This window comes from Streptomyces sp. NBC_00683 (assembly GCF_036226745.1).
Taxonomy (GTDB): Bacteria; Actinomycetota; Actinomycetes; order Streptomycetales; family Streptomycetaceae; genus Streptomyces.
Map to the genome: position 1 here is coordinate 2,454,405 of NZ_CP109013.1, position 24,058 is coordinate 2,478,462.

The window sequence follows — 24,058 nt, forward strand, 5'->3', positions numbered from 1 at the left end:
CAGGACAGTCCGCCCGGGCCCGCCGCGGGAGGGGATCACTCCGTTCCGAGCTCGCTGTTCTCACGGCTCCCCATCGCGGTCCGCTTCGCCGCGCGCCCCGGCCGGGCAGTCGCCGTCACATGAACGGGCAGCAGGCTCAGCCCCCAGCCGCCGGCCGCCACCGCGCCCTCGACCAGTCCGGCGTGCTCCGGCGCCAGCAACAGGCGGAGCACGGCCCACCACCACACTCCGCCGAGGACAAGCACCAGCGCCCACCGCCGCACCATGGCTGCCTCCTCCGGCCGACGCTGGACGCTAGTACGGCTCGATCTGCTGAGGGGAGGGCGCACCGGTGCACTACCGGCGTGCGCGGCGCCAAGGGGACGGTGACGCGCGCTCTCCGACGGGCCGCCGGGAGAGGGTGAAAGGGCGGCCCTCCCCGCAGTTTCCCCCGATACGGCCCCTCCTGCCATCCCACGCCCGGGCCCCTTGCACCAGGCCCCCGGCATGCGTACGCCCCCGCCGACCGGTGTCGACGGGGGCGTACGCGACCCACAGGTCGCACTGACGAGGACTAGTGCCCGTCGTCGTCGGTCATCGAGTCCTTGACACCCTTGGCGCGGTCTCCGGCCCCGCCCAGGGCGTCCTTGGCCTTGGCCTTCGCCTGGTCGGTCTTGCCCTCGGTCTCCATACGACGGTTGCCGGTCAGCTTGCCGGTCGCTTCCTTGGCCTTGCCCTTGACCTTGTCCATCTCGTTCTTGTCACTCATGTCGACTCCTCACTCGTTCGCCGCCGACAGCTGAGAACCGACAGCTGCCGACCGGTCGCCGGTCGCTGGTCAGGCACTCTCGGCTTGGAACATCCAGGCGTGCTTCTCGAGATCCGCCGTCAGCGTGATCAGGATGTCCTGGCTGACGGGATCCGGCTCAGCGGTCGCGTCGATCCGCTCCCGCATGCGGTCGATGACCACACGGAGGGCGTCCACGAGTGCCCGTACCGCGTCCACGTCCTTGATCCAGCCCTCCGGGACGGAGTCGATGGCCGTGGTCTTGGCGAGGGTCCGGCTCCGCCCGTCAGGGTTGACACCGACCGCTGAAGCCCTTTCCGCGACCGTGTCCGAATGCTGCCGCGCCGTGTCCACGACCTCGTCGAGCTGAAGGTGCACGGACCGGAAGCGCGGACCGACCACATTCCAGTGGACCTGCTTCGCCGCCAGGGAGAGGTCGATCAGGTCGACCAGGGCGCCTTGCAGCGCATCCCCCACGACCTTGCGGTCGCTCTCCGACAACGGACTCTTCACGACAGACATGCGATTCTCCGATCAGATTGCTGTTCGGCGTACCACTCGTCCACGATGGCACATATGTCATAAAATCTTCATCCGGCGACTGCTGCGAAAGCGCGCCTCACTCCGCGCCTGCCCGGCGAACAGCCCCGCACACACCGAAAGCCCCGGTCGACCCATCAGGGTCGACCGGGGCTTTCGGCTCTCAATGAACCACGCAGGTCAGGCGGCGACGACATCCACCGCTTCCGCGGGCGCCTTGATTGTCACTCGTCCCGTCGGCACGCCTGCGACCGACGACACGGAGACGGAATTGAGCATTGGGCGTACCGGTACAGGCACCGGGTCGCTGGCTGCTGCCGACTCGGCCAGCTCTGCCAGAGACAGTTCATCGCTCACTTCACGCATGAGCTCGGACATCCGTACGTCAAGCGCGTCGCAAATGGCGGAGAGCAGCTCGGAGGATGCCTCCTTCTGCCCCCGCTCCACCTCGGAGAGATAGCCGAGCGAGACTCGGGCGGACGAGGAGACTTCGCGCAGAGTACGGCCTTGGCGCTGGCGCTGCCGACGCAGCACGTCACCAAGCAGGCGACGGAGCAGAATCATCGGTGGCTCCCTCCTCGGACCGCGTAGCCGCATCCTTCACGCCCCACCGTACCGCCTTGCGCTGCGGCCGTGCGGGGAGCGATGTCGTGTTCACTCAGGGCTGCAAACATCAATTCCCCCCGTTCTGTTCCGTATCCTGTGCCCTCGCATTGTCGCCGAGTTCGCCGGAGAGCAGCTCGAGCAGGCTCCGTACACTCTCTCTACGGATGTCCGCCCGCTCACCGTTCAACCTCAGCTCGGCGACTTTCCGTACGCCATCGGGCCCGGAGACCGCCACAAAGACCGTTCCGACGGGCTTGCCGTCCTGCGGCTCGGGGCCCGCGACCCCGGTGGTCGACACTCCCCAGTCTGCGCCCAGGGTCAGCCGTACGCCTGCTGCCATCGCGAGCGCGACGTCGGGGTCCACCGCGCCCCGTTCGGTGAGAAGCGCTCCGTCGACGCCCAGCACGTCATGCTTCAGGGACGTGGCATACGCCGTGACGGACCCGCGGAAGGACTGTGAGGCACCGGGTACGGAGGTGAGCTCCGCGGCGACCAGGCCGCCGGTGAGGGACTCGGCGACGGCGAGTGTCTCGCCCCGCTCCACGAGCCTCCGCAGCACCCGGGCGGCCACGGCAGTCACCGCTCGGCGTCCGCGGCGCCCCGGCTGCCGCTCACGGGCCGCGCGGGTTCTCCGCCGGCTTCCGCGCTCGCAGCGGCCGGGCCCGTGCCCGGATCCGCTGCCGCCGCGACCGCCTCCATGGCCGCGTACCGCTCGGCCGCCAGCCCCTTGCGCCTCAGCACGACGGCCTGGCGCACATAGTCGAGGCCGGTGACGACCGTCAGCACGACGGCAGCCATCATCACCCAGAAGCGCATCGTGGCCAGGGGGCCCGTCAGCACAAGGACGTACATCCCGACGGCCGTGCCCTGCGCCAGCGTCTTCATCTTCCCGCCGCGACTGGCCGGAATCACCGCGTGCCGGATCACCCAGAACCGCATGAGGGTGATGCCGAGTTCCCGGAAGAGGATCACGCCCGTGATCCACCACGGCAGATCCCCGAGCGAGGACAGGCAGATCAGCGCCGCGCCCATGATCGCCTTGTCGGCGATCGGGTCGGCGATCTTGCCGAAGTCCGTCACCAGGTTGTACGCGCGTGCCAGATGGCCGTCGAACAGGTCGGTGATCATCGCTACGGCGAAGGCCGCCCAGGCGAAGGACCGCCAGACCGGGTCGTAGCCGCCGTCGTGCAGGAGCAGCATCACGAAGCCCGGAACCAGCAGCAGCCGCACCATGGTCAGGATGTTGGCGATGTTCCACAGACTGGCCTGGTTGACGGCCGCGGTGCCCAGCTTGCCGCCGCGGGGTACCGGCGTCGCGCCGGAGCCGCCTGCCGCGGATGCCGGGACTCCCGTCATCTGGCTGCCTCCGCAAGCTCGTGGTGTTCGGCCACGAGGTCCACTCCCTCGGAGCCCACTGCCTTTGCCTCGACCATACGGCCCGGCACGAGACCCTCGCGTGCGGTGAAGACGACCTGGCCGTCCGTTTCGGGCGCCTGGTGCGCGGCGCGGCCCACCGCGACGGGGCCGTCCTCCTCCGACTCCACGGACTCGACAAGAACCTGAAGGGTCTCGCCGACCCGCTCCTCGGCGCGCTGCGAGGTCAGTTCCTCGGCCAGCTGCGAGATGTGGGCGAGCCGCTCCGCGATGACGTCGGCGTCCAGCTTGTTCTCGTAGCCGACGGCTTCGGTGCCCTCCTCGTCGGAGTACCCGAACACCCCGATGGCGTCCAGGCGCGCTCCGGTGAGGAAGCGTTCCAGCTCGGCGAGGTCGGCCTCGGTCTCGCCGGGGAAGCCGACGATGAAGTTCGACCGGGCACCGGCCTGCGGCGCCTTGCCGCGGATGGTGTCCAGGAGCTCCAGGAAACGGTCCGTGTCGCCGAAGCGTCGCATCGCCCGCAGCACTCCGGGGGCGGAGTGCTGGAAGGAGAGGTCGAAGTAGGGGGCGACCTTCGGCGTGGACGTGAGTACGTCGATCAGTCCGGGACGCATCTCGGCGGGCTGCAGATAGCTGACGCGGATCCGCTCGATCCCGTCGACGTCCGCGAGCTCCGGCAGCAGGGTCTCCAGGAGACGGATGTCGCCGAGGTCCTTGCCGTACGAGGTGTTGTTCTCGGAGACCAGCATGACCTCCTTGACGCCCTGCTCGGCGAGCCAGCGCGTCTCCCCCAGGACGTCCGACGGGCGCCTGGAGATGAAGGAACCGCGGAAGGAGGGGATGGCGCAGAAGGTGCAGCGGCGGTCGCAGCCGGAGGCGAGCTTCACCGACGCGACGGGGCTGGTCCCCAGCCTGCGGCGCAGTGGTGCCCGCGGACCGGATACGGGTGCGAGACCCTCCGGGAGGTCCGCAGGAGCCGGCGTGACCTCCTCCTGGGCGTGCCCGGGCAGCGCGACGGAGGCGTCCTGCCGCTCGGCCGGGCTGATCGGGAGCAGTTTGCGCCGGTCGCGCGGGGTGTGTGAGGCGTGGATGCCGCCGTTGAGAATGGTCTGCAGGCGGTCGGAGATGTCGGCGTAGTCGTCGAAGCCGAGGACCCCGTCCGCTTCCGGCAGCGCCTCGGCGAGATCCTTGCCGTAGCGCTCGGCCATGCAGCCGACGGCCACCACGGCCTGGGTTCTGCCGTGATCCTTCAGATCATTGGCTTCGAGCAGGGCATCGACGGAGTCCTTCTTGGCGGCTTCGACGAATCCACAGGTGTTGACGACGGCGACATCCGCGTCGGAGGCGTTCTCGACGAGCTCCCAGCCGTCCGCTGCCAAGCGGCCTGCGAGCTCCTCCGAGTCCACCTCGTTACGGGCGCAGCCGAGAGTGACAAGGGCGACGGTACGGCGTTCGGGCATGGGCTCAAGACTACTTTGTCCCGGCACTCGTCCTGCCGTGCAGGGTTCCTGCTACAGGGAGTGACCGAAACACCGGGTGAAGCGCGAGGAAAACAAAGGCGGTGAGCGCCCGGCGCGACTGCCGGGCACTCACCGATGAGGGGGCGGGGCGGGAGGTCAGCCGACCTCGGGGTCGCCCTTCGTGTACGAAAGCCGCTCGACCTGACCGGGCTCGAAGCGGTCCTCGACCTTCTTGCCGTTCACGAAGAGCTCGATCGCCCCGGCGTCCCCGAGGACCAGATCGACGCGCTCGTTGTCCTGGAAGGTCTTGGAGTCGCCCGGGAGCAGGATCCCGTCGAAGAGCTGCCGCCCGTTGTGGTCCTTCGCCGAGATCCAGCTCTTGCGCTCGGTGGCGCTGAGCTTCACCGTCACCTTGTCGCGCGGAGCTGCGGCGATGGCACTTTCGGAGGGCACGGGCTTGGGGTCGGCGGGCTTGGTTGTGGTGGTGGGCTTGGGAGTCGTCTTGTCGGGCGTGGAGCCTTCCGCGACCTGGGCGGTTCCGGAGCCGTCGTCGCCGTTGAAGAGGGTGAAACCGACGAAGCCGATCACGGCGACGATCGCCGCGACCATCGCCGCGGTCCAGTTGGGCCGACGGGGTTCGGAACGGATCCGTTCCGCCTCGAACAGCGGTGCCGCGGGCGTGGGCGCAGGACGGCCGCCGTGCTCGGCGTCGTACTGCGCGATCAGCGGATCCGGCTCCAGCCGGACGGCGCGGGCGAGCATTCGGATGTGACCGCGCGCGTACACGTCGCCGCCACTGCGGGAGAAGTCGTCGTCCTCGATCGCGTGCACGATGGGGATGCGCACCCGGGTGGAGCTGCTGACTTCCTCGACCGTCAGACCTGCGGCGATACGAGCCTGCTGAAGCGCGCGACCGATCGAAGGACGGTCGTCTTCGGGGGAGTTGCCGATGGACACGGGGGCGCCTTTCGAGCGTGAGCCACCTGCTGGATGTTCAGTCTAGGGGTGGTACGAAAGGGTGGGGCAACCGGGAGGGACGACTTTGTACGCCATCGGGTTCGCCGGACAGCCCCTTGGGCAATGCAGGGGATGGAGCAGAAGACGGATCATCCCGCTTCTCCTCCCTTCAACTTGACGTACGGCCGGGCGAAACGGTTGCCCGCAAAACTCTTACGAAGCGGTTTCCCCACGAATGACGGCCAACACTCCGTCGATCTCATCCGGCTTCACCAGCACGTCGCGCGCCTTGGAACCCTCGCTGGGGCCCACGATGTTGCGCGACTCCATGAGGTCCATCAGCCGGCCCGCCTTCGCGAAGCCGACCCGCAGCTTGCGCTGGAGCATCGACGTCGAACCGAACTGGGTGGAGACGACCAGCTCGGTGGCCTGGCAGAGCAGATCGAGATCGTCGCCGATGTCCTCGTCGATCTCCTTCTTCTGCTTCGTGCCGACCACCACGTCCTCGCGGAAGACCGGCGCCATCTGATCCTTGCAGTGCTGGACGACTGCCGCGACCTCGTCCTCGGTGACGAACGCTCCCTGCATGCGCGTGGGCTTGTTCGCACCCATCGGCAGGAACAGCCCGTCACCCTTTCCGATGAGCTTTTCGGCTCCGGGCTGGTCGAGGATGACGCGGCTGTCGGCGAGGGAAGAGGTGGCGAAGGCCAGCCGTGAGGGCACATTGGCCTTGATCAGTCCGGTGACGACGTCGACCGAGGGCCGCTGGGTGGCGAGGACCAGATGGATGCCTGCGGCGCGCGCCAGCTGGGTGATGCGGACGATGGAGTCCTCGACGTCACGCGGTGCGACCATCATGAGGTCCGCGAGCTCGTCGACGATCACCAGCAGGTAGGGGTACGGGGACAGCTCGCGCTCGCTGCCCTCGGGTGCCTTGGCCTTGCCGTTGCGCACGGCGTGGTTGAAGTCGTCGATGTGCCGGTACCCGTACGCCGCGAGGTCGTCGTAGCGCAGGTCCATCTCCCGTACGACCCACTGAAGTGCCTCGGCGGCCTTCTTCGGGTTGGTGATGATGGGCGTGATCAGGTGCGGAATGCCTTCGTACGCGGTGAGCTCGACCCGCTTGGGGTCGACCAGCACCATCCGGACGTCCTCCGGGGTCGCCCGCACCATGACCGACGTGATCAGACAGTTGATGCAGGAGGACTTGCCGGAACCGGTCGCACCCGCGACCAGGACATGCGGCATCTTCGCGAGATTCGCCATCTCGTAGCCGCCCTCGACGTTCTTCCCGAGCGCCACGAGCATGGGGTGGTCGTCCTCGGCCGCGTCCGCGAGGCGCAGGACGTCTCCGAGATTGACCATCTCCCGGTCTGAGTTGGGGATCTCGATACCGACGGCGGACTTCCCCGGGATCGGGGAGATGATCCGGACGTCCGGGCTGGCGACCGCGTACGCGATGTTCTTGGTCAGGGCGGTGATCCGCTCGACCTTGACGGCCGGGCCGAGCTCCACCTCGTACCGTGTGACCGTCGGGCCGCGGGTGAACCCGGTGACGGCCGCGTCGACCTTGAACTCCATGAAGACGTTCGTCAGTGAGGCGACGACCACGTCGTTGGCGGCGCTGCGCGTCTTGCCCGGACCGCCGCGCTCCAGCAGGTCGAGCGAGGGCAGGGAGTAGGTGATGTCGCCCGAGAGCTGAAGCTGCTCGGCGCGCGGAGGCAGTGGCTGGGACCGCTCGGGGGCGGGCTTGGTCAGGTCGGGTACGCCGCCGGAGGACGACGACGCGGCCTTTCCTGCCCGGTCGCCCGAGGATGCCTTCTCGCCCGCCCTGGCCCCTGGAACGGGCGTTCCCGTCCGCTCGCGGTCCCGCTCCGTGGAGACGCCCTGCGTCAGATCGGCGACGACCGGCGAGGGCGGCATTCCGTTGAGGACCGCGCCGTCGAGCGCGGCGGCAGCCGCGGCGGCCACGTCCACGGCGTCCATGGTGCGGTTCATGGCGGGCTGGACGGAGGGCCTGCGCGGCCTGCGCCGTCCGGCCAGCGCCTCCCCCTCGGCGTGGTCCGGGTCGTAGTCGCCGTCCGCCGCCGAACGGCGTCCCGGGGAGCGCCGCGAGCGTTCGGGCAGCGCTTCGCGCCACTGCTCGTCGTACCGGTCGTCGTCGCCCCCGTCCTGCTCGCCCTGCTCGTGCACCGGGTCGACGATGCCGAGCTTGGAGCCGAGCAGCCGCAGCCGCTGCGGAATGGCGTTGACCGGGGTGGCGGTGACGACCAGGAGTCCGAAGACCGTCAGGAGCAGGAGCAGCGGTACGGCGAGGACCTCGCCCATCGTGAAGACGAGCGGCTTGGAAGCGGCCCATCCGATCAGCCCGCCCGCATCCTGCATGGCGCCTGTGCCGTCCTCACGGCCGGGCGATCCGCAGGCGATGTGGACCTGGCCGAGCACTCCGACGACCAGGGCGGACAGGCCGATGACGATACGGCCGTTGGCCTCGGGCTTCTCCGGGTAGAGGATCAGCCGCACCGCGACGGCGCCCAGCAGTATCGGCACGAGCAGATCGAGCCGGCCGAAGGCGCCGGTCACGAGCATCTCGACGAGATCACCGACAGGGCCCTGCAGATGCGACCAGGTGCCCGCCGCCACGATCAGCGCGAGACCGAGCAGCAGCAGGGCGAGGCCGTCCTTGCGGTGCGCGGGGTCGAGTCCCTTCGCGCCGCGCCCTATGGAACGGAACACCGCCCCCACACCGTGTGCCGTCCCCAGCCAGAGGGCACGGACGAGTCTGTACACGCCCCCGGTGGGGGACGGTGCGGGCTTGGGCACGGGCTTCTTGGCCACGGCCTTTTTGGCGGGGGCTTTCTTCGCGGGCGCGGTCTTCTTCGCGGGCGCGGCTTTCTTCGCCGGTCCCTGGGTACGGCCGGCACGCTTCGCGGTGCCCGCCGTGCCCTGGGAACCCTTGCCGGACGTACGTGAGGCCATGTGCCAGAGGTTACCGGTGTCTACGGCACGGGACACGTGTGCCTACCGCTTCACCCGACCGTGTCGTCCTGCGCAGGCGCCGAACTGACGCCCCCTCAACCGCCGCAGGTCAGCCCTGCGAGGGCAGAGCGGCTCCGGAGCCGCCCGCGCCGGGCTCCAACGCGTCGAGTGCGCGGCGCAGTCCGGTGAGCTTGCGTTCCAGGTGGGCGGCGGTCGCCACGGCCGCGGCATCCGCCGACTCGTCGTCCAACTGCTTGGAGAGTGCCTCCGCCTGCTCCTCGACCGCGGCGAGCCGCGCCGAGAGTTCGGCCAGCAGACCGGCCGGCTCCTTCTCCTCGGCGCCCGTGTGGGCACCGCCCTCGAGCTGGAGCCGCAGGAGCGCAGCCTGTTCACGCAGCTGACAGTTCTTCATGTACAGCTCGACGAACACCGAGACCTTGGCGCGCAGCACCCAGGGGTCGAAGGGCTTCGAGATGTAGTCCACCGCTCCGGCCGCATAACCCCGGAAGGTGTGATGCGGACCGTGGTTGATCGCGGTGAGGAAGATGATCGGGATGTCCCGGGTCCGCTCGCGCCGCTTGATGTGCGCGGCCGTCTCGAAGCCGTCCATGCCTGGCATCTGGACGTCCAGCAGAATGACCGCGAAATCGTCCGTGAGCAGCGCTTTGAGCGCCTCCTCCCCTGACGATGCCCGTACCAGTGTCTGATCGAGCGCAGAGAGAATGGCCTCCAGCGCCAACAGATTCTCCGGCCGGTCATCGACCAGGAGGATCTTGGCCTTCTGCATCATGGCCCGTCCTCCTCGCCCCGGGATCGCACCGGGTGCCGCCCCAGGGGACGACTCCCTTACGCCGTCCGTCCTTGTGCCGGTCATGGTAGCCGCACCCCGCCCGTCACCACACCCTGTCACCGAGATGTCACTGTGCACGTACCGGAAACGCGGTGGAAGACCAGAAGGTTCCCCGGAAAACCCGCCCTCACACCCTTTCGGGCAGAGCGGGTCAACACCGCAGGGGAATTCACACCACGTCCGGTCACTCTTCGCTCATCCACTTCTCCATCACCGACAGCAGATGATCCGAATCGACCGGCTTCGTGACGTAGTCGGACGCTCCGCAATCGATGGCCTTCTCACGGTCGCCCTTCATCGCCTTCGCTGTCAGCGCGACGATCGGAAGTCCGGCGAACTGCGGCATCCGGCGGATCGCCGTGGTCGTGGCGTATCCGTCCATCTCGGGCATCATGATGTCCATCAGTACGATCGTCACATCGTCGTGCTGCTCGAGGACTTCGATGCCCTCGCGGCCGTTCTCCGCGTACAGCACCGACAGGCCGTGCTGCTCCAGCACGCTGGTGAGCGCGAAGACGTTGCGGATGTCGTCGTCGACGATCAGCACCTTCTCCCCGTGGAAGCGGAACGTCCGGCGCTGCTCGGGCTCCTCCTGCGGTGCCTGCACCCACTCCCCCTGCGGGGAACTCTCCTCGGCGACCCTGCCGTTCGCCAGGGCCGGGCGCTGCGCCGCTCCGCCCAGCGCCTTGCGCCGCCGCCTGAACATCCCGGCCGAGTTGGCCGGATCGCCCAGGGGCAGCTCGACGCCGGTCCGCTGCGAGGCCTCCAGGTGCGGAGCTCCCTCGCCGGACGTCCCGTGGACCTCGATGGGACCGGGCCCCATCTGCGGGTAGCCCTGCGGCGGCAGTTCGCTCGGGTGCAGCGGCAGGTACAGCGTGAACGTCGAACCGCGCCCCGGCTCACTGGCCGCGTGGATCTCGCCGCCCAGCAGCCGGGCGATCTCGCGGCTGATGGAGAGGCCGAGGCCCGTACCGCCGTACTTGCGGCTCGTGGTGCCGTCCGCCTGCTTGAACGCTTCGAAGATGACCAGCATCTTGCTGGAGGCGATGCCGATGCCGGTGTCGGTGACCGAGAAGGCGATGAGGTCCCCATCGGCGTCGCGCAGCGAACCGGCCTCGAGCAGATGCTCCCTGATCGAGTTCGGCACATCCGCGCCGGCCGGCCGGATCACCAGCTCCACGGCGCCTCCGTCGGTGAACTTCACCGCGTTGGAGAGGAGGTTGCGCAGCACCTGGAGCAGCCTCTGCTCGTCGGTGTGCAGTGTGGCGGGCAGCTCCGGAGACACCCGTACGGAGAAGTCGAGCCCCTTCTCCGCGGTGAGCGGCCGGAACGTCGCCTCCACGTAGTCGACCAGCTGGACCAGTGCGATCCGGGTCGGGCTGACATCCATCTTGCCCGCCTCGACCTTGGACAGATCGAGGATGTCGTTGATCAGCTGGAGCAGGTCGGACCCCGCCCCGTGGATCGTCTCGGCGAACTCCACCTGCTTCGGCGAGAGATTGCCCTCGGCGTTGTCCGCGAGCAACTTGGCCAGAATCAGCAGTGAGTTGAGCGGTGTGCGCAGCTCGTGCGACATGTTGGCGAGGAACTCGGACTTGTAGCGCATCGAGACCGCGAGCTGCTCGGCGCGCTCCTCCAGGACCTGCCGGGCCTCCTCGATCTCGGTGTTCTTCACCTCGATGTCGCGGTTCTGCTGGGCCAGCAGCTCGGCCTTCTCCTCCAGTTCGGCGTTGGAGGCCTGGAGCGCCTTCTGCCGGTTCTCCAGCTCCTGGGACCGGTCGCGCAGCTGTTCGGTGAGTTCCTGGGACTGTTCGAGCAGCTTCTCGGTCTTCGTGTTGACGCTGATGGTGTTGACGCTCGTCGCGATCATCTCTGCGAGCTGGTTGAGGAAGTCGCGCTGGATGTGGGTGAACGGCTGGAACGACGCCAGCTCGATCACACCGAGCACCTTGCCCTCGAACAGCACCGGCAGCACGATGACGTGCGCGGGCGGTGCCTCGCCGAGGCCGGAGGAGATCTTCAGATAACCCGGCGGCACATGGTCCACCTGGATCGTCCGCTTCTCCTCGGCCGCCGTCCCGATGAGCGTCTCCCCCGGCCGGAAGGAGGTCGGCATGGAGCCGGCGGAGTAGCCGTAACTGCCGCGCATGCGAAGCTCGTACGAGCTGTCCTTGCCGCCGTCCGCACCCACCTCTGCCGTGTCACCGGTGGTCATGGCCAGGAAGAACGCACCGTGCTGGGCGGATACGACCGGCGTCAGCTCGCTCATGATCAACGAGGCGACGTCGTCCAGGTCGCGGCGGCCCTGCATGAGGCCCGAGATCCGGGCGAGGTTGCCCTTGAGCCAGTCCTGCTCCTTGTTGGCCAGGGTGGTGTCACGCAGGTTGGCGATCATCGTGTTGATGTTGTCCTGCAGCACCTGGATCTCGCCGGCCGCGTCCACGTCGATCTTGAGGTTGAGATCGCCCCGGGTCACCGCGGTGGCGACCGCGGCGATGGCACGCACCTGACGGGTCAGGTTCCCGGCCATCTCGTTCACCGACTCGGTGAGGTCGCGCCAGGTCCCGTCGACGTCGCGGACCCGGGCCTGGCCGCCCAGCTGTCCCTCGGTACCCACTTCGCGGGCCACCCGGGTCACCTGCTCGGCGAAGGACGAGAGCTGGTCGACCATCGTGTTGATGGTGTTCTTCAGCTCCTGGATCTCACCGCGCGCATCGATGTCGATCTTCTTCGTGAGATCGCCCTTGGCGATGGCCGTGGTGACCGTGGCGATCTGGCGGACCTGACCGGTCAGGTTCGACGCCATCGAGTTCACGGACTCGGTGAGGTCCTTCCAGGTGCCCGCGACACCCGGGACACGTGCCTGGCCGCCCAGCTCGCCCTCGGTACCCACCTCGCGCGCCACGCGGGTCACCTCGTCGGCGAACGAGGACAGGGTCGTCACCATCGTGTTGACGGTGTCTGCGAGCTCCGCGACCTCGCCGCGTGCCTCGACGGTGACCTTCTTGGTCAGGTCTCCGTTGGCGACCGCGGACGAGACCCGGGAGATGTTGCGCACCTGGCTGGTCAGGTTGTTGGCCATCAGGTTGACGTTGTCGCTGAGGTCCTTCCAGATGCCCGTCGCACCGCGCACCCGGGCCTGGCCGCCGAGGATGCCTTCGGTACCCACCTCACGGGCGACTCGCGTCACCTCGTCGGCGAAGTTGAGCAGCTGGTCGACCATCGTGTTGACCGTCGTCACCAGTTCGAGGATCTCGCCCTTGGCGTCGACGGTGATCTTCTTGGAGAGATCGCCCTTGGCGACCGCCGTCGTCACCTCGGCGATGTTGCGGACCTGGAGGGTCAGGTTGTTCGCCATGCCGTTGACGGACTGTGTGAGGTCCTTCCACGTACCGGAGACGCCCTGCACCTCCGCCTGCCCGCCGAGGATGCCCTCCGTGCCCACCTCGCGGGCGACGCGGGTCACCTGCTCGGCGAAGTTGGAGAGCTGGTCGACCATCGTGTTGAGGGTGTTCTTCAGCTCCAGGATCTCGCCCCGGGCATCCACGTCGATCTTCTGCGACAGGTCACCCCGCGCCACCGCCGTGGCGACCTGAGCGATGTTGCGGACCTGGGCGGTGAGGTTCCCCGCCATGCCGTTCACCGAGTCGGTCAGATCTCGCCACACACCGGCCACACCGGGCACCTGCGCCTGGCCGCCGAGCCGCCCGTCCGTGCCCACCTCGCGGGCCACCCGGGTCACCTGGTCGGCGAAGGCCGAGAGCTGGTCGACCATCGTGTTGATGGTGTTCTTCAGCTCCAGGATCTCGCCCCGGGCGTCCACGTCGATCTTCTGCGACAGGTCACCCCGCGCCACCGCCGTGGTCACCTGGGCGATCTGACGCACCTGGGAGGTGAGGTTCCCCGCCATGAAGTTGACGGAGTCGGTGAGTTCCTTCCACGTACCGGAGACGCCGTCGACACGCGCCTGACCGCCGAGGCGGCCCTCGGTGCCCACGTCGCGTGCCATCCGGGTCACCTGGTCGGCGAAGTTCGACAGCTGCGCCACCATCGTGTTGACGGTGTTCTTCAGTTCCAGCATCTCGCCGGCGACATCGACGGTGACCTTCTGCGACAGGTCACCGTTGGCGACCGCCGTCGTCACCTGCGCGATGTCACGGACCTGGCCCGTCAGGTTCCGGAAAGCCGTGTTCACCGAGTCGGTGAGGTCCTTCCAGGTGCCCGCCGCTCCCGGCACCTCGGCCTGTCCGCCCAGCCGGCCCTCGACGCCGACCTCCCGGGCGACCCGGGTCACCTCCGAACCGAAGGCCTGGAGCTGGTCGACCATCGTGTTGACGGTGTTCTTCAGTTCCAGCATCTCGCCGGCCACGTCGACGGTGACCTTCTGGGTCATGTCACCGCTGGCCACCGCGGTCGTCACCTGGGCGATGTCGCGCACCTGTGTCGTCAGGTTCCGGAAGACTGTGTTGACCGAGTCGGTGAGGTCCTTCCAGGTACCCGCGGCACCCGGCACCTGCGCCTGGCCGCCGAGGAGCCCCTCGCCACCGACCTCGCTCGCCACACGTGTCACTTCGTCCGCGAAGGTGCGCAGTGTCTCGGTCATCTGGTTGATCGTCTCGGCGAGCTGCGCGACCTCGCCGCGGGCGCTCACCGTGACCTTCTGCGACAGGTCACCGTTGGCGACCGCCGTCGTCACTTCGGCGATACCGCGCACCTGGGACGTCAGGTTCCCGGCCATCGTGTTCACGGAGTCCGTGAGGTCCTTCCAGACCCCGGCCACTCCGGGCACCGTCGCCTGTCCGCCGAGCTCGCCCTCCGTGCCCACCTCGCGGGCGACGCGGGTCACCTCGGAGGAGAACGACGACAGCTGGTCGACCATCGTGTTGACGGTGTTCTTGAGCTGGAGCATCTCGCCGGCCACATGAACGGTGACCTTCCGCGACAGATCGCCTTTGGCCACGGCCGTCGTCACCAGGGCGATATCGCGCACCTGGGCGGTCAGCCGGTACGCCATGGTGTTCACGGAGTCCGTGAGGTCCTTCCACGACCCGGACATTCCGCGTACCTGGGCCTGCCCGCCGAGCTTGCCCTCGGTGCCCACCTCGACCGCGACCCGTGTCACCTGCTCGGTGAACGCGGACAGCTGATCGACCAGGTTGTTGACCGTGCGGGAGACCTTCAGGAACTCGCCGCGCAGCGGGCGTACCGTCTCGTCGGCCGTGTGCGACCGCAGTTCCATCCGCTGCTCGAGGTCACCGTCGGCGACCGCGGAGAGCACCCGGCCGACCTCGGACACCGGGCGCGCCAGATCATCGACGAGTTCGTTGGAGGCGTCGATCGCGGCCGCCCAGGAACCCTCGCAGGCGCCGGTCTCCAGACGCTCGGTGAGTTTCCCCTCACGTCCGACCACACGACGGACGCGCGCCAGCTCGCCGGTCAGATGAAGATTGCGGTCGGCTACCTCGTTGAAGACCGCTGCGATCTCCGTGAGCACGCCGTCGCCCGAGACGGTGAGCCGCCTGCGGAAATTCCCGTCGCGCATCGCCACGAGAGCCGCAAGCAGTCTGTTCAGAGCTGCCGCATCCACGTCGATGGTCCCATTGCGCTGTTTCTTCACGGGCTGTCCGCCTTTTGTGCGCGTTCCTGAACCCCGCGCCGCCACGCCAGACTCCACCGTGTCCCTCCCGCAGGGGTTGACCGTATCGCTCGGGCCTTAACCGGAAGCTTGCCCACTTCCACTTTGACTCACCGCCACAGCACACCGTCGACGGGTGACTATGGGAACGTCAAATCGTTGAAACGTACCAGGCCTGAACCGGACGGCGTGCAAGGTCCCACGGTTGCCCCATTTCCCTCACCGGGGACTCCATACTTGTGCGCCCCCGCACATCCGCCGGTGGCCTGCGCGCCCAAGTCGGCCCTCCTGTACACGGGACGCCTGGTGAGCGTCTAGCCTGGCAGGCGAATCGAAGCGGCGATAAACGGGCACAGGACTCGGGGAAGCGACGAGACACCAAATGGGGAGTGCTGTGATCACCGCGCGTGCGGCTGCCACCTTCGATCCGGTCGGACGCTCGGTGGCGACCGCCCGCGCATTCGTCCGCGACACCCTGCAGGGGTGGGGGTACACCGACGTCGTCGATGACGCCGTCGTCCTCACCAGTGAACTTGTGACCAACGCGGTGGTGCACGCGGGCACCGCCGCGGATGTGCTCTGTCTGCGCACCGAGGACGGCGTGCGCGTCGAGGTCTCCGACCACTATCCGGAACGCGAGATCCCGCTCCAGAGCTCCGGCCTGGACTTCGGCAGCCCGGACCGGGAAGGCGGCCGCGGCCTGCTGCTCTGCGCCGCACTCGCTTCCCGCTGGGGAGTCGAGTACACGCCGACGCACAAGCAGGTCTGGTTCCAGCTCGACCTTCCGGACCGCCCCGTGGGCATCCGCTCGGCGGGTCCCGTCCTGCCCACGGAGCTGCTCCCCGTCACCGACGAGCGAGTACGTGTCGCCGTCGTCCAGATCGACCGCTCCGGCTCCATCGCCGCGTGGAACGACGACGCCGCCTTCCTGTTCGGACACGCTGCCGAGAAGGTCACCGGCAAGCAGCTCACCGACTTCGCGGCCTGGCCGCACACACCGGGCACGAACACCGGCATCGCCGATGCCCTGCGGCTCTCCCGATGGGAGGGCAGTTACGGCATCCGGGGAGCCGACGGACGCGTCATCCCCGTCTACGCCTCCCATCTCAGAGTCCGCGACACCCAGGGCGAACCGTCCACGGTCTGCCTTCTCGTTCGCGACTACGAGCGGGCCGTGCTCCAGAGCCCGGTGCGTGCACCGGTCACCGACACTTCGGCCGAGAATCGCACCACGGACCCGTTCGAGGTCTTCATCGGTTCTCCCGCCCCCGACGACCTCGACGGACTGCTGCAGCGCACGGTCGAGCGGGCGCGCGACATGCTCGACGCGGATTCCGCATTCCTGCTGCTGGCCACCGACGACGAGACGGAGCTGGAGGTAAGGGCGACGACCGGCCTTCCCTCGGCTCGCCAGCGCTTCGCCCGGGTCCCCGTCGAGGCCGGAACGGGCCGCTACGGCTCCGCCAGGATGCCCGCGGTCCACGAGGACCTCACCGCCGTACCGGGTGCCGTACCGCTCCTCATCGACACGGGGATGCGCTCCGTCGTCACGGTCCCGCTCAAGGTCGAGGGCCGGCTCACCGGTTCCCTCGGCGTCGCGGCCGAAGCACCCGGCCGGTACACGAACGAGGAGGCCCTGCGCCTTCAGTTCGCCGCGGACCGCATCGCGCTGGCCGTCGAGTCGGCCCGGCTGGGCGAGCTGGAACGCCTGCGCCGCGGCTCGCTGTCCTTCCTCGTCGAGGCGTCCGATCTGCTCGCCGGCACGCTGGACAGGGACCAGACGCTGGCGCTGATGGCCCAGATGACGGTACCGACGCTGGCCACCTGGTGCGCCGTCTACACCATTGCCGACCAGTCCTCGGAGCCGTACCTCTCCTACGTGCTCCACGAGGACGAGGAACTCATCGACGGCATCAAGGCCCTGCTGTCCTCCATCGAGCCGCCGGACCCCGTTCCGGCCCCGGGCGCCCGCATCTGGCCGGCACCGGCCGCGGCAGCCCACAAGGCGGCCCTTCGCACGTCCACGCGCAGCCTCGGCAGGGATGCGCCCGCGAGCATGGGGGCGGCCGCGCGCACCACGCTCGCGACGGCCTCGGCCGTGGGCGGCGAGACCGTGGTGCTGCCGCTCGTCGCGCGGAACCGCGTGATCGGCATGCTCACCCTCGGCAAGCCGTCCGACGACCACTTCCGTCAGGAAATCCTGGAACTGGCCGAGGACTTGTCCCGCAGGGCCGCTCTGGCCCTCGACAACGCCCGCCTCTACTCGGAGCGCATGGCGATCAGCCAGTCCCTCCAGCGCAGCCTGCTGCCCCCCGGCCTGCCCGACGTGCCCAATGTCGAGATCGAGGTCATCTACCGCGCGGCGGGCGAGGGCAACGAGGTCGGCGGCGACTTCTACGACGTGTTCCCCATCCGTGACGGCGCCTACGGCTTCGCCATCGGTGACGTCTGCGGTACGGGACCGGAGGCCGCGGCCGTCACGGGCCTGGCCCGCCACGCGCTGCGGCTGCTGGCCCGTGAAGGGTTCGGCGGCCCGGCCGTACTGGAACGGCTCAACGCGGCCATCCTCGACGAGGGCGCCCGCAGCCGCTTCCTCACGCTCCTGTACGGGGAGTTGTGGCCCCAGGAGGACGGCAGCGCACTGCTCAAGGTCGTCTGCGCCGGTCATCCGCTCCCGCTGCGCCTGCGGCAGGACGGCTCCGTGGAGGCGGCGGCCGAACCTCAGCCGCTGCTGGGCGTGATCGAGGACCTGGAGCTCTACGAGCAGGAAGTCACCCTTGAGCCCGGCGACGTCCTTCTGTGCGTCACCGACGGCGTCACCGAACGCCGTGAGGGCACGCGCATGCTCGGCGACGACGGCCTGGCCGATGTCCTGGCCATGTGTACGGGCCTGACGGCCGGTGCGGTGGCCGGCCGCATCCTGCGGGCGGTGGAACGCTTCGCGGCCGAACCCGCGTCGGACGACATGGCCATCCTCGCCATGCGCGTCCCAGAGCCACAGAACTTCTGACCGCGACGTGCCCGGTCGGGCAGGCTTCCGTCCCCGACCGGCAAGGACTCAACGAGAGCGCGACCACTCATTCAGGTGGCAGCCGAGGATCGGGGTTGACGCCCACATCGTCCCCGGGAACGAGAAAGGCCCCCGCCATTGGCGGGGGCCTTTCTCCTTGCTGGAGCCCCAATGCGGAATCGAACCGCAGACCTTCTCCTTACCATGGAGACGCTCTACCGACTGAGCTATTGGGGCCTGTCGCCTTGCGGCAACGAGCTAAAGCATACCCTGAACGAAGGGATGCTCAAAACCATCCGATCGACGTTTCTGAGCTGCGTTCAGGGGTTCCGTGCCGCGTTCCAGGGGGCCTTCCAGGGCGGCCTTCCATGACGACGGACGGGGCCGGCATCGGAGGGCAGGCGCCCGCACTGTCGGCACATCCTCCCCAACCGACGCATGAACGCAGAAAAGCCCCGTGCCACAAGGGCACGGGGCTTTCCCGGAATAATTGTTCGGCGGCGTCCTACTCTCCCACAGGGTCCCCCCTGCAGTACCATCGGCGCTGAAAGGCTTAGCTTCCGGGTTCGGAATATAACCGGGCGTTTCCCTAACGCAATGACCACCGAAACACTATGAAATTAACCAACACCGGATGAAAACACGGCCGTTCGTTATTTCAGAACTAACACAGTGGACGCGAGCAACTGAGGACAAGCCCTCGGCCTATTAGTACCAGTCAGCTCCACCCGTTACCGGGCTTCCACATCTGGCCTATCAACCCAGTCGTCTACTGGGAGCCTTAACCACTCAAGGTGGTGGGAATACTCATCTCGAAGCAGGCTTCCCGCTTAGATGCTTTCAGCGGTTATCCTTTCCGAACGTAGCCAACCAGCCATGCCCTTGGCAGGACAACTGGCACACCAGAGGTTCGTCCGTCCCGGTCCTCTCGTACTAGGGACAGCCCTTCTCAATATTCCTACGCGCACAGCGGATAGGGACCGAACTGTCTCACGACGTTCTAAACCCAGCTCGCGTACCGCTTTAATGGGCGAACAGCCCAACCCTTGGGACCGACTCCAGCCCCAGGATGCGACGAGCCGACATCGAGGTGCCAAACCATCCCGTCGATATGGACTCTTGGGGAAGATCAGCCTGTTATCCCCGGGGTACCTTTTATCCGTTGAGCGACAGCGCTTCCACAAGCCACTGCCGGATCACTAGTCCCGACTTTCGTCCCTGCTCGACCCGTCGGTCTCACAGTCAAGCTCCCTTGTGCACTTACACTCAACACCTGATTGCCAACCAGGCTGAGGGAACCTTTGGGCGCCTCCGTTACTCTTTAGGAGGCAACCGCCCCAGTTAAACTACCCATCAGACACTGTCCCTGATCCGGATCACGGACCCAGGTTAGACATCCAGCACGACCAGAGTGGTATTTCAACGACGACTCCACAACCACTGGCGTGGCTGCTTCAAAGTCTCCCACCTATCCTACACAAGCCGAACCGAACACCAATATCAAACTATAGTAAAGGTCCCGGGGTCTTTCCGTCCTGCTGCGCGAAACGAGCATCTTTACTCGTAGTGCAATTTCACCGGGCCTATGGTTGAGACAGTCGAGAAGTCGTTACGCCATTCGTGCAGGTCGGAACTTACCCGACAAGGAATTTCGCTACCTTAGGATGGTTATAGTTACCACCGCCGTTTACTGGCGCTTAAGTTCTCAGCTTCGCACACCCGAAAGTGCACTAACCGGTCCCCTTAACGTTCCAGCACCGGGCAGGCGTCAGTCCGTATACATCGCCTTACGGCTTCGCACGGACCTGTGTTTTTAGTAAACAGTCGCTTCTCGCTGGTCTCTGCGGCCACCCCCAGCTCACCGAGTAAATCGGATCACCAGTGATGGCCCCCCTTCTCCCGAAGTTACGGGGGCATTTTGCCGAGTTCCTTAACCATAGTTCACCCGAACGCCTCGGTATTCTCTACCTGACTACCTGAGTCGGTTTAGGGTACGGGCCGCCATGAAACTCGCTAGAGGCTTTTCTCGACAGCATAGGATCATCCACTTCACCACAATCGGCTCGGCATCAGGTCTCAGCCTTAATGTGTGACGGATTTACCTACCACACGGCCTACACCCTTACCCCGGGACTACCACCGCCCGGGCTGGACTACCTTCCTGCGTCACCCCATCGCTTACCTAGTACAAGTCTGGTTCATCGGCTCCACCACTACCCTCAACTCCGAAGAGATCGGGCCGGCTTCACGGACTTAGCATCGCCTGATTCAGTATTGGGCGTTTCAAAGCGGGTACCGGAATATCAACCGGTTGTCCATCGACTACGCCTGTCGGCCTCGCCTTAGGTCCCGACTTACCCTGGGCAGATCAGCTTGACCCAGGAACCCTTAGTCAATCGGCGCACACGTTTCTCACGTGTGTATCGCTACTCATGCCTGCATTCTCACTCGTGAACCGTCCACAACTCGCTTCCGCGGCTGCTTCACCCGGCACACGACGCTCCCCTACCCATCCATACTCCCGTTGGGGATATGTGTATGAATGACACGACTTCGGCGGTACGCTTGAGCCCCGCTACATTGTCGGCGCGGAATCACTTGACCAGTGAGCTATTACGCACTCTTTCAAGGGTGGCTGCTTCTAAGCCAACCTCCTGGTTGTCTCTGCGACTCCACATCCTTTCCCACTTAGCGTACGCTTAGGGGCCTTAGTCGATGCTCTGGGCTGTTTCCCTCTCGACCATGGAGCTTATCCCCCACAGTCTCACTGCCGTGCTCTCACTTACCGGCATTCGGAGTTTGGCTAAGGTCAGTAACCCGGTAGGGCCCATCGCCTATCCAGTGCTCTACCTCCGGCAAGAAACACACGACGCTGCACCTAAATGCATTTCGGGGAGAACCAGCTATCACGGAGTTTGATTGGCCTTTCACCCCTAACCACAGGTCATCCCCCAGGTTTTCAACCCTGGTGGGTTCGGTCCTCCACGAAGTCTTACCTCCGCTTCAACCTGCCCATGGCTAGATCACTCCGCTTCGGGTCTTGAGCGCGCTACTAAATCGCCCTATTCGGACTCGCTTTCGCTACGGCTTCCCCACACGGGTTAACCTCGCAACACACCGCAAACTCGCAGGCTCATTCTTCAAAAGGCACGCAGTCACGACTGCTGTTCCGAAGAACAACAGCGACGCTCCCACGGCTTGTAGGCACACGGTTTCAGGTACTATTTCACTCCGCTCCCGCGGTACTTTTCACCATTCCCTCACGGTACTATCCGCTATCGGTCACCAGGGAATATTTAGGCTTAGCGGGTGGTCCCGCCAGATTCACACGGGATTTCTCGGGCCCCGTGCTACTTGGGTGTCTCTTAAACGAGCCGTTGATGTTTCAGCTACGGGGGTCTTACCCTCTACGCCGGACCTTTCGCATGTCCTTCGCCTACATCAACGGTTTCTGACTCGTCTCACAGTCGGCAGACTATGAAAAAGAGATCCCACAACCCCGTATGCGCAACCCCTGCCGGGTATCACACGCATACGGTTTGGCCTCATCCAGTTTCGCTCGCCACTACTCCCGGAATCACGGTTGTTTTCTCTTCCTGCGGGTACTGAGATGTTTCACTTCCCCGCGTTCCCTCCACACTGCCTATGTGTTCAGCAGTGGGTGACAGCCCATGACGACTGCCGGGTTTCCCCATTCGGAAACCCCCGGATCAAAGCTTGGTTGACAGCTCCCCGGGGACTATCGTGGCCTCCCACGTCCTTCATCGGTTCCTGGTGCCAAGGCATCCACCGTGCGCCCTTAAAAACTTGGCCACAGATGCTCGCGTCCACTGTGCAGTTCTCAAACAACGACCAGCCACCCATCACCCCGCCCTAACAGGCGAGTTCACTGGGGCCGGCAACCGAAGGCAGCCTTGCGGCCATACCTTCAGATACCCAACAGCGTGCCCGACCCGACCGATCCTCTTCACTTTCCACGCCGAAGCAGTACTCGCAAAAACAACCTGTCGTGCCGAATAGTCAACGTTCCACCCATGAGCAACCACCGTCGAACATTTGCCGACGAAATGGTCTCTGGATTCCCCGAAGAGAATCTAGATGCTCCTTAGAAAGGAGGTGATCCAGCCGCACCTTCCGGTACGGCTACCTTGTTACGACTTCGTCCCAATCGCCAGTCCCACCTTCGACAGCTCCCTCCCACAAGGGGTTGGGCCACCGGCTTCGGGTGTTACCGACTTTCGTGACGTGACGGGCGGTGTGTACAAGGCCCGGGAACGTATTCACCGCAGCAATGCTGATCTGCGATTACTAGCAACTCCGACTTCATGGGGTCGAGTTGCAGACCCCAATCCGAACTGAGACCGGCTTTTTGAGATTCGCTCCGCCTCGCGGCATCGCAGCTCATTGTACCGGCCATTGTAGCACGTGTGCAGCCCAAGACATAAGGGGCATGATGACTTGACGTCGTCCCCACCTTCCTCCGAGTTGACCCCGGCAGTCTCCTGTGAGTCCCCATCACCCCGAAGGGCATGCTGGCAACACAGAACAAGGGTTGCGCTCGTTGCGGGACTTAACCCAACATCTCACGACACGAGCTGACGACAGCCATGCACCACCTGTATACCGACCACAAGGGGGGCACCATCTCTGATGCTTTCCGGTATATGTCAAGCCTTGGTAAGGTTCTTCGCGTTGCGTCGAATTAAGCCACATGCTCCGCTGCTTGTGCGGGCCCCCGTCAATTCCTTTGAGTTTTAGCCTTGCGGCCGTACTCCCCAGGCGGGGAACTTAATGCGTTAGCTGCGGCACCGACGACGTGGAATGTCGCCAACACCTAGTTCCCAACGTTTACGGCGTGGACTACCAGGGTATCTAATCCTGTTCGCTCCCCACGCTTTCGCTCCTCAGCGTCAGTAATGGCCCAGAGATCCGCCTTCGCCACCGGTGTTCCTCCTGATATCTGCGCATTTCACCGCTACACCAGGAATTCCGATCTCCCCTACCACACTCTAGCTAGCCCGTATCGAATGCAGACTCGGGGTTAAGCCCCGAGCTTTCACATCCGACGTGACAAGCCGCCTACGAGCTCTTTACGCCCAATAATTCCGGACAACGCTCGCACCCTACGTATTACCGCGGCTGCTGGCACGTAGTTAGCCGGTGCTTCTTCTGCAGGTACCGTCACTTGCGCTTCTTCCCTGCTGAAAGAGGTTTACAACCCGAAGGCCGTCATCCCTCACGCGGCGTCGCTGCATCAGGCTTTCGCCCATTGTGCAATATTCCCCACTGCTGCCTCCCGTAGGAGTCTGGGCCGTGTCTCAGTCCCAGTGTGGCCGGTCGCCCTCTCAGGCCGGCTACCCGTCGTCGCCTTGGTAGGCCATTACCCCACCAACAAGCTGATAGGCCGCGGGCTCATCCTTCACCGCCGGAGCTTTTAACCCCGTCCCATGCAGGACAGAGTGTTATCCGGTATTAGACCCCGTTTCCAGGGCTTGTCCCAGAGTGAAGGGCAGATTGCCCACGTGTTACTCACCCGTTCGCCACTAATCCACCCCGAAGGGCTTCATCGTTCGACTTGCATGTGTTAAGCACGCCGCCAGCGTTCGTCCTGAGCCAGGATCAAACTCTCCATGAATGTTTTCCCGTAATCGGGAGAGCACCATAAAAGAGCGGGACAACCAACCGGAATAGGGCTGGTCATCCACAGCGTCCTCGCTGATGTTGCCTACCCGCCACATGGGCCAGTAGGACTTCAAAGGAACCACCAACCCACCGAAGTGGGCCGGGGTATCAACAAATTTGGCGTTGACTTTTGGCACGCTGTTGAGTTCTCAAGGAACGGACGCTTCCTTCGGTCCCGTTTCACCGGGGCCCTCCGGGC

Annotated in this window: 12 protein-coding genes, 1 tRNA gene and 3 rRNA genes; 1 reads left to right on the forward strand and 15 read right to left on the reverse strand. The window is 65.8% G+C overall.

Features of this window, described 5'->3' with window-relative positions; translation table 11 throughout:
* Positions 1-35: 35 nt before the first annotated feature.
* The 11 genes from OG257_RS10695 to OG257_RS10745 form a co-directional block, all read right to left on the reverse strand.
* On the reverse strand, positions 36-266 hold the full coding sequence (locus OG257_RS10695; RefSeq protein WP_329206781.1) for a hypothetical protein: 231 nt from the start codon (positions 264-266) through the stop codon (positions 36-38).
* Positions 267-553: 287 nt separating this feature from the next.
* Positions 554-748, reverse strand: coding sequence for a CsbD family protein (locus OG257_RS10700; RefSeq protein ID WP_329206782.1), 195 nt, complete (start codon positions 746-748; stop codon positions 554-556).
* A 69-nt stretch (positions 749-817) separates the two neighbouring features.
* On the reverse strand, positions 818-1,288 hold the full coding sequence (locus tag OG257_RS10705; RefSeq protein ID WP_329206783.1) for a Dps family protein: 471 nt from the start codon (positions 1,286-1,288) through the stop codon (positions 818-820).
* 198 nt (positions 1,289-1,486) lie between these two features.
* A complete protein-coding gene (locus OG257_RS10710) occupies positions 1,487-1,870 on the reverse strand; it encodes a helix-turn-helix domain-containing protein (protein ID WP_069169097.1) in 384 nt (127 codons plus the stop codon).
* 109 nt (positions 1,871-1,979) lie between these two features.
* Entirely contained in the window at positions 1,980-2,492 is a 513-nt protein-coding gene (locus tag OG257_RS10715; protein WP_329206784.1) for a CinA family protein, read from the reverse strand.
* Entirely contained in the window at positions 2,489-3,268 is a 780-nt protein-coding gene (gene pgsA, locus OG257_RS10720) for a CDP-diacylglycerol--glycerol-3-phosphate 3-phosphatidyltransferase (protein WP_329206785.1), read from the reverse strand. The genes OG257_RS10715 and pgsA overlap by 4 nt, the downstream gene beginning before the upstream one ends.
* Positions 3,265-4,746: a 30S ribosomal protein S12 methylthiotransferase RimO gene (gene rimO, locus OG257_RS10725; protein WP_329206786.1), complete on the reverse strand. Its 1,482-nt coding sequence runs from the start codon at positions 4,744-4,746 to the stop codon at positions 3,265-3,267. The genes pgsA and rimO overlap by 4 nt, the downstream gene beginning before the upstream one ends.
* A gap of 156 nt (positions 4,747-4,902) precedes the next feature.
* The gene (locus OG257_RS10730) at positions 4,903-5,703 is read right to left on the reverse strand and encodes a helix-turn-helix domain-containing protein (RefSeq protein ID WP_329206787.1); all 801 of its coding nucleotides are present in this window, start codon (positions 5,701-5,703) and stop codon (positions 4,903-4,905) included.
* 213 nt (positions 5,704-5,916) lie between these two features.
* The gene (locus OG257_RS10735) at positions 5,917-8,682 is read right to left on the reverse strand and encodes a DNA translocase FtsK (protein WP_329206788.1); all 2,766 of its coding nucleotides are present in this window, start codon (positions 8,680-8,682) and stop codon (positions 5,917-5,919) included.
* Positions 8,683-8,791: 109 nt separating this feature from the next.
* Positions 8,792-9,472 carry a response regulator gene (locus OG257_RS10740; RefSeq protein WP_329206790.1) on the reverse strand — a complete coding sequence of 227 codons (681 nt, stop codon included), beginning with the start codon at positions 9,470-9,472 and terminating at the stop codon, positions 8,792-8,794.
* A 244-nt stretch (positions 9,473-9,716) separates the two neighbouring features.
* The gene (locus OG257_RS10745; protein ID WP_329206792.1) at positions 9,717-15,149 is read right to left on the reverse strand and encodes a HAMP domain-containing protein; all 5,433 of its coding nucleotides are present in this window, start codon (positions 15,147-15,149) and stop codon (positions 9,717-9,719) included.
* 400 nt (positions 15,150-15,549) lie between these two features.
* Here OG257_RS10745 and OG257_RS10750 point away from each other — a divergent pair, with 400 nt between their 5' ends.
* Positions 15,550-18,177, forward strand: a complete 2,628-nt coding sequence (locus tag OG257_RS10750; RefSeq protein WP_329206794.1) for a SpoIIE family protein phosphatase — start codon at positions 15,550-15,552, stop codon at positions 18,175-18,177.
* Between the two features lie 161 nt (positions 18,178-18,338).
* Here OG257_RS10750 and OG257_RS10755 read toward each other — a convergent pair.
* From OG257_RS10755 to OG257_RS10770, 4 genes are all read right to left on the reverse strand, one after another.
* Positions 18,339-18,414, reverse strand: a tRNA-Thr gene (locus tag OG257_RS10755).
* 255 nt (positions 18,415-18,669) lie between these two features.
* Positions 18,670-18,786, reverse strand: a 5S ribosomal RNA gene (rrf, locus tag OG257_RS10760).
* Positions 18,787-18,865: 79 nt separating this feature from the next.
* A 23S ribosomal RNA gene (locus OG257_RS10765) occupies positions 18,866-21,990 on the reverse strand.
* A gap of 296 nt (positions 21,991-22,286) precedes the next feature.
* Positions 22,287-23,812 (reverse strand): 16S ribosomal RNA (locus tag OG257_RS10770).
* The 16S, 23S and 5S rRNA genes sit together here with 1 tRNA gene alongside, the layout of an rRNA operon.
* Between the last annotated feature and the right edge of the window lie 246 nt (positions 23,813-24,058).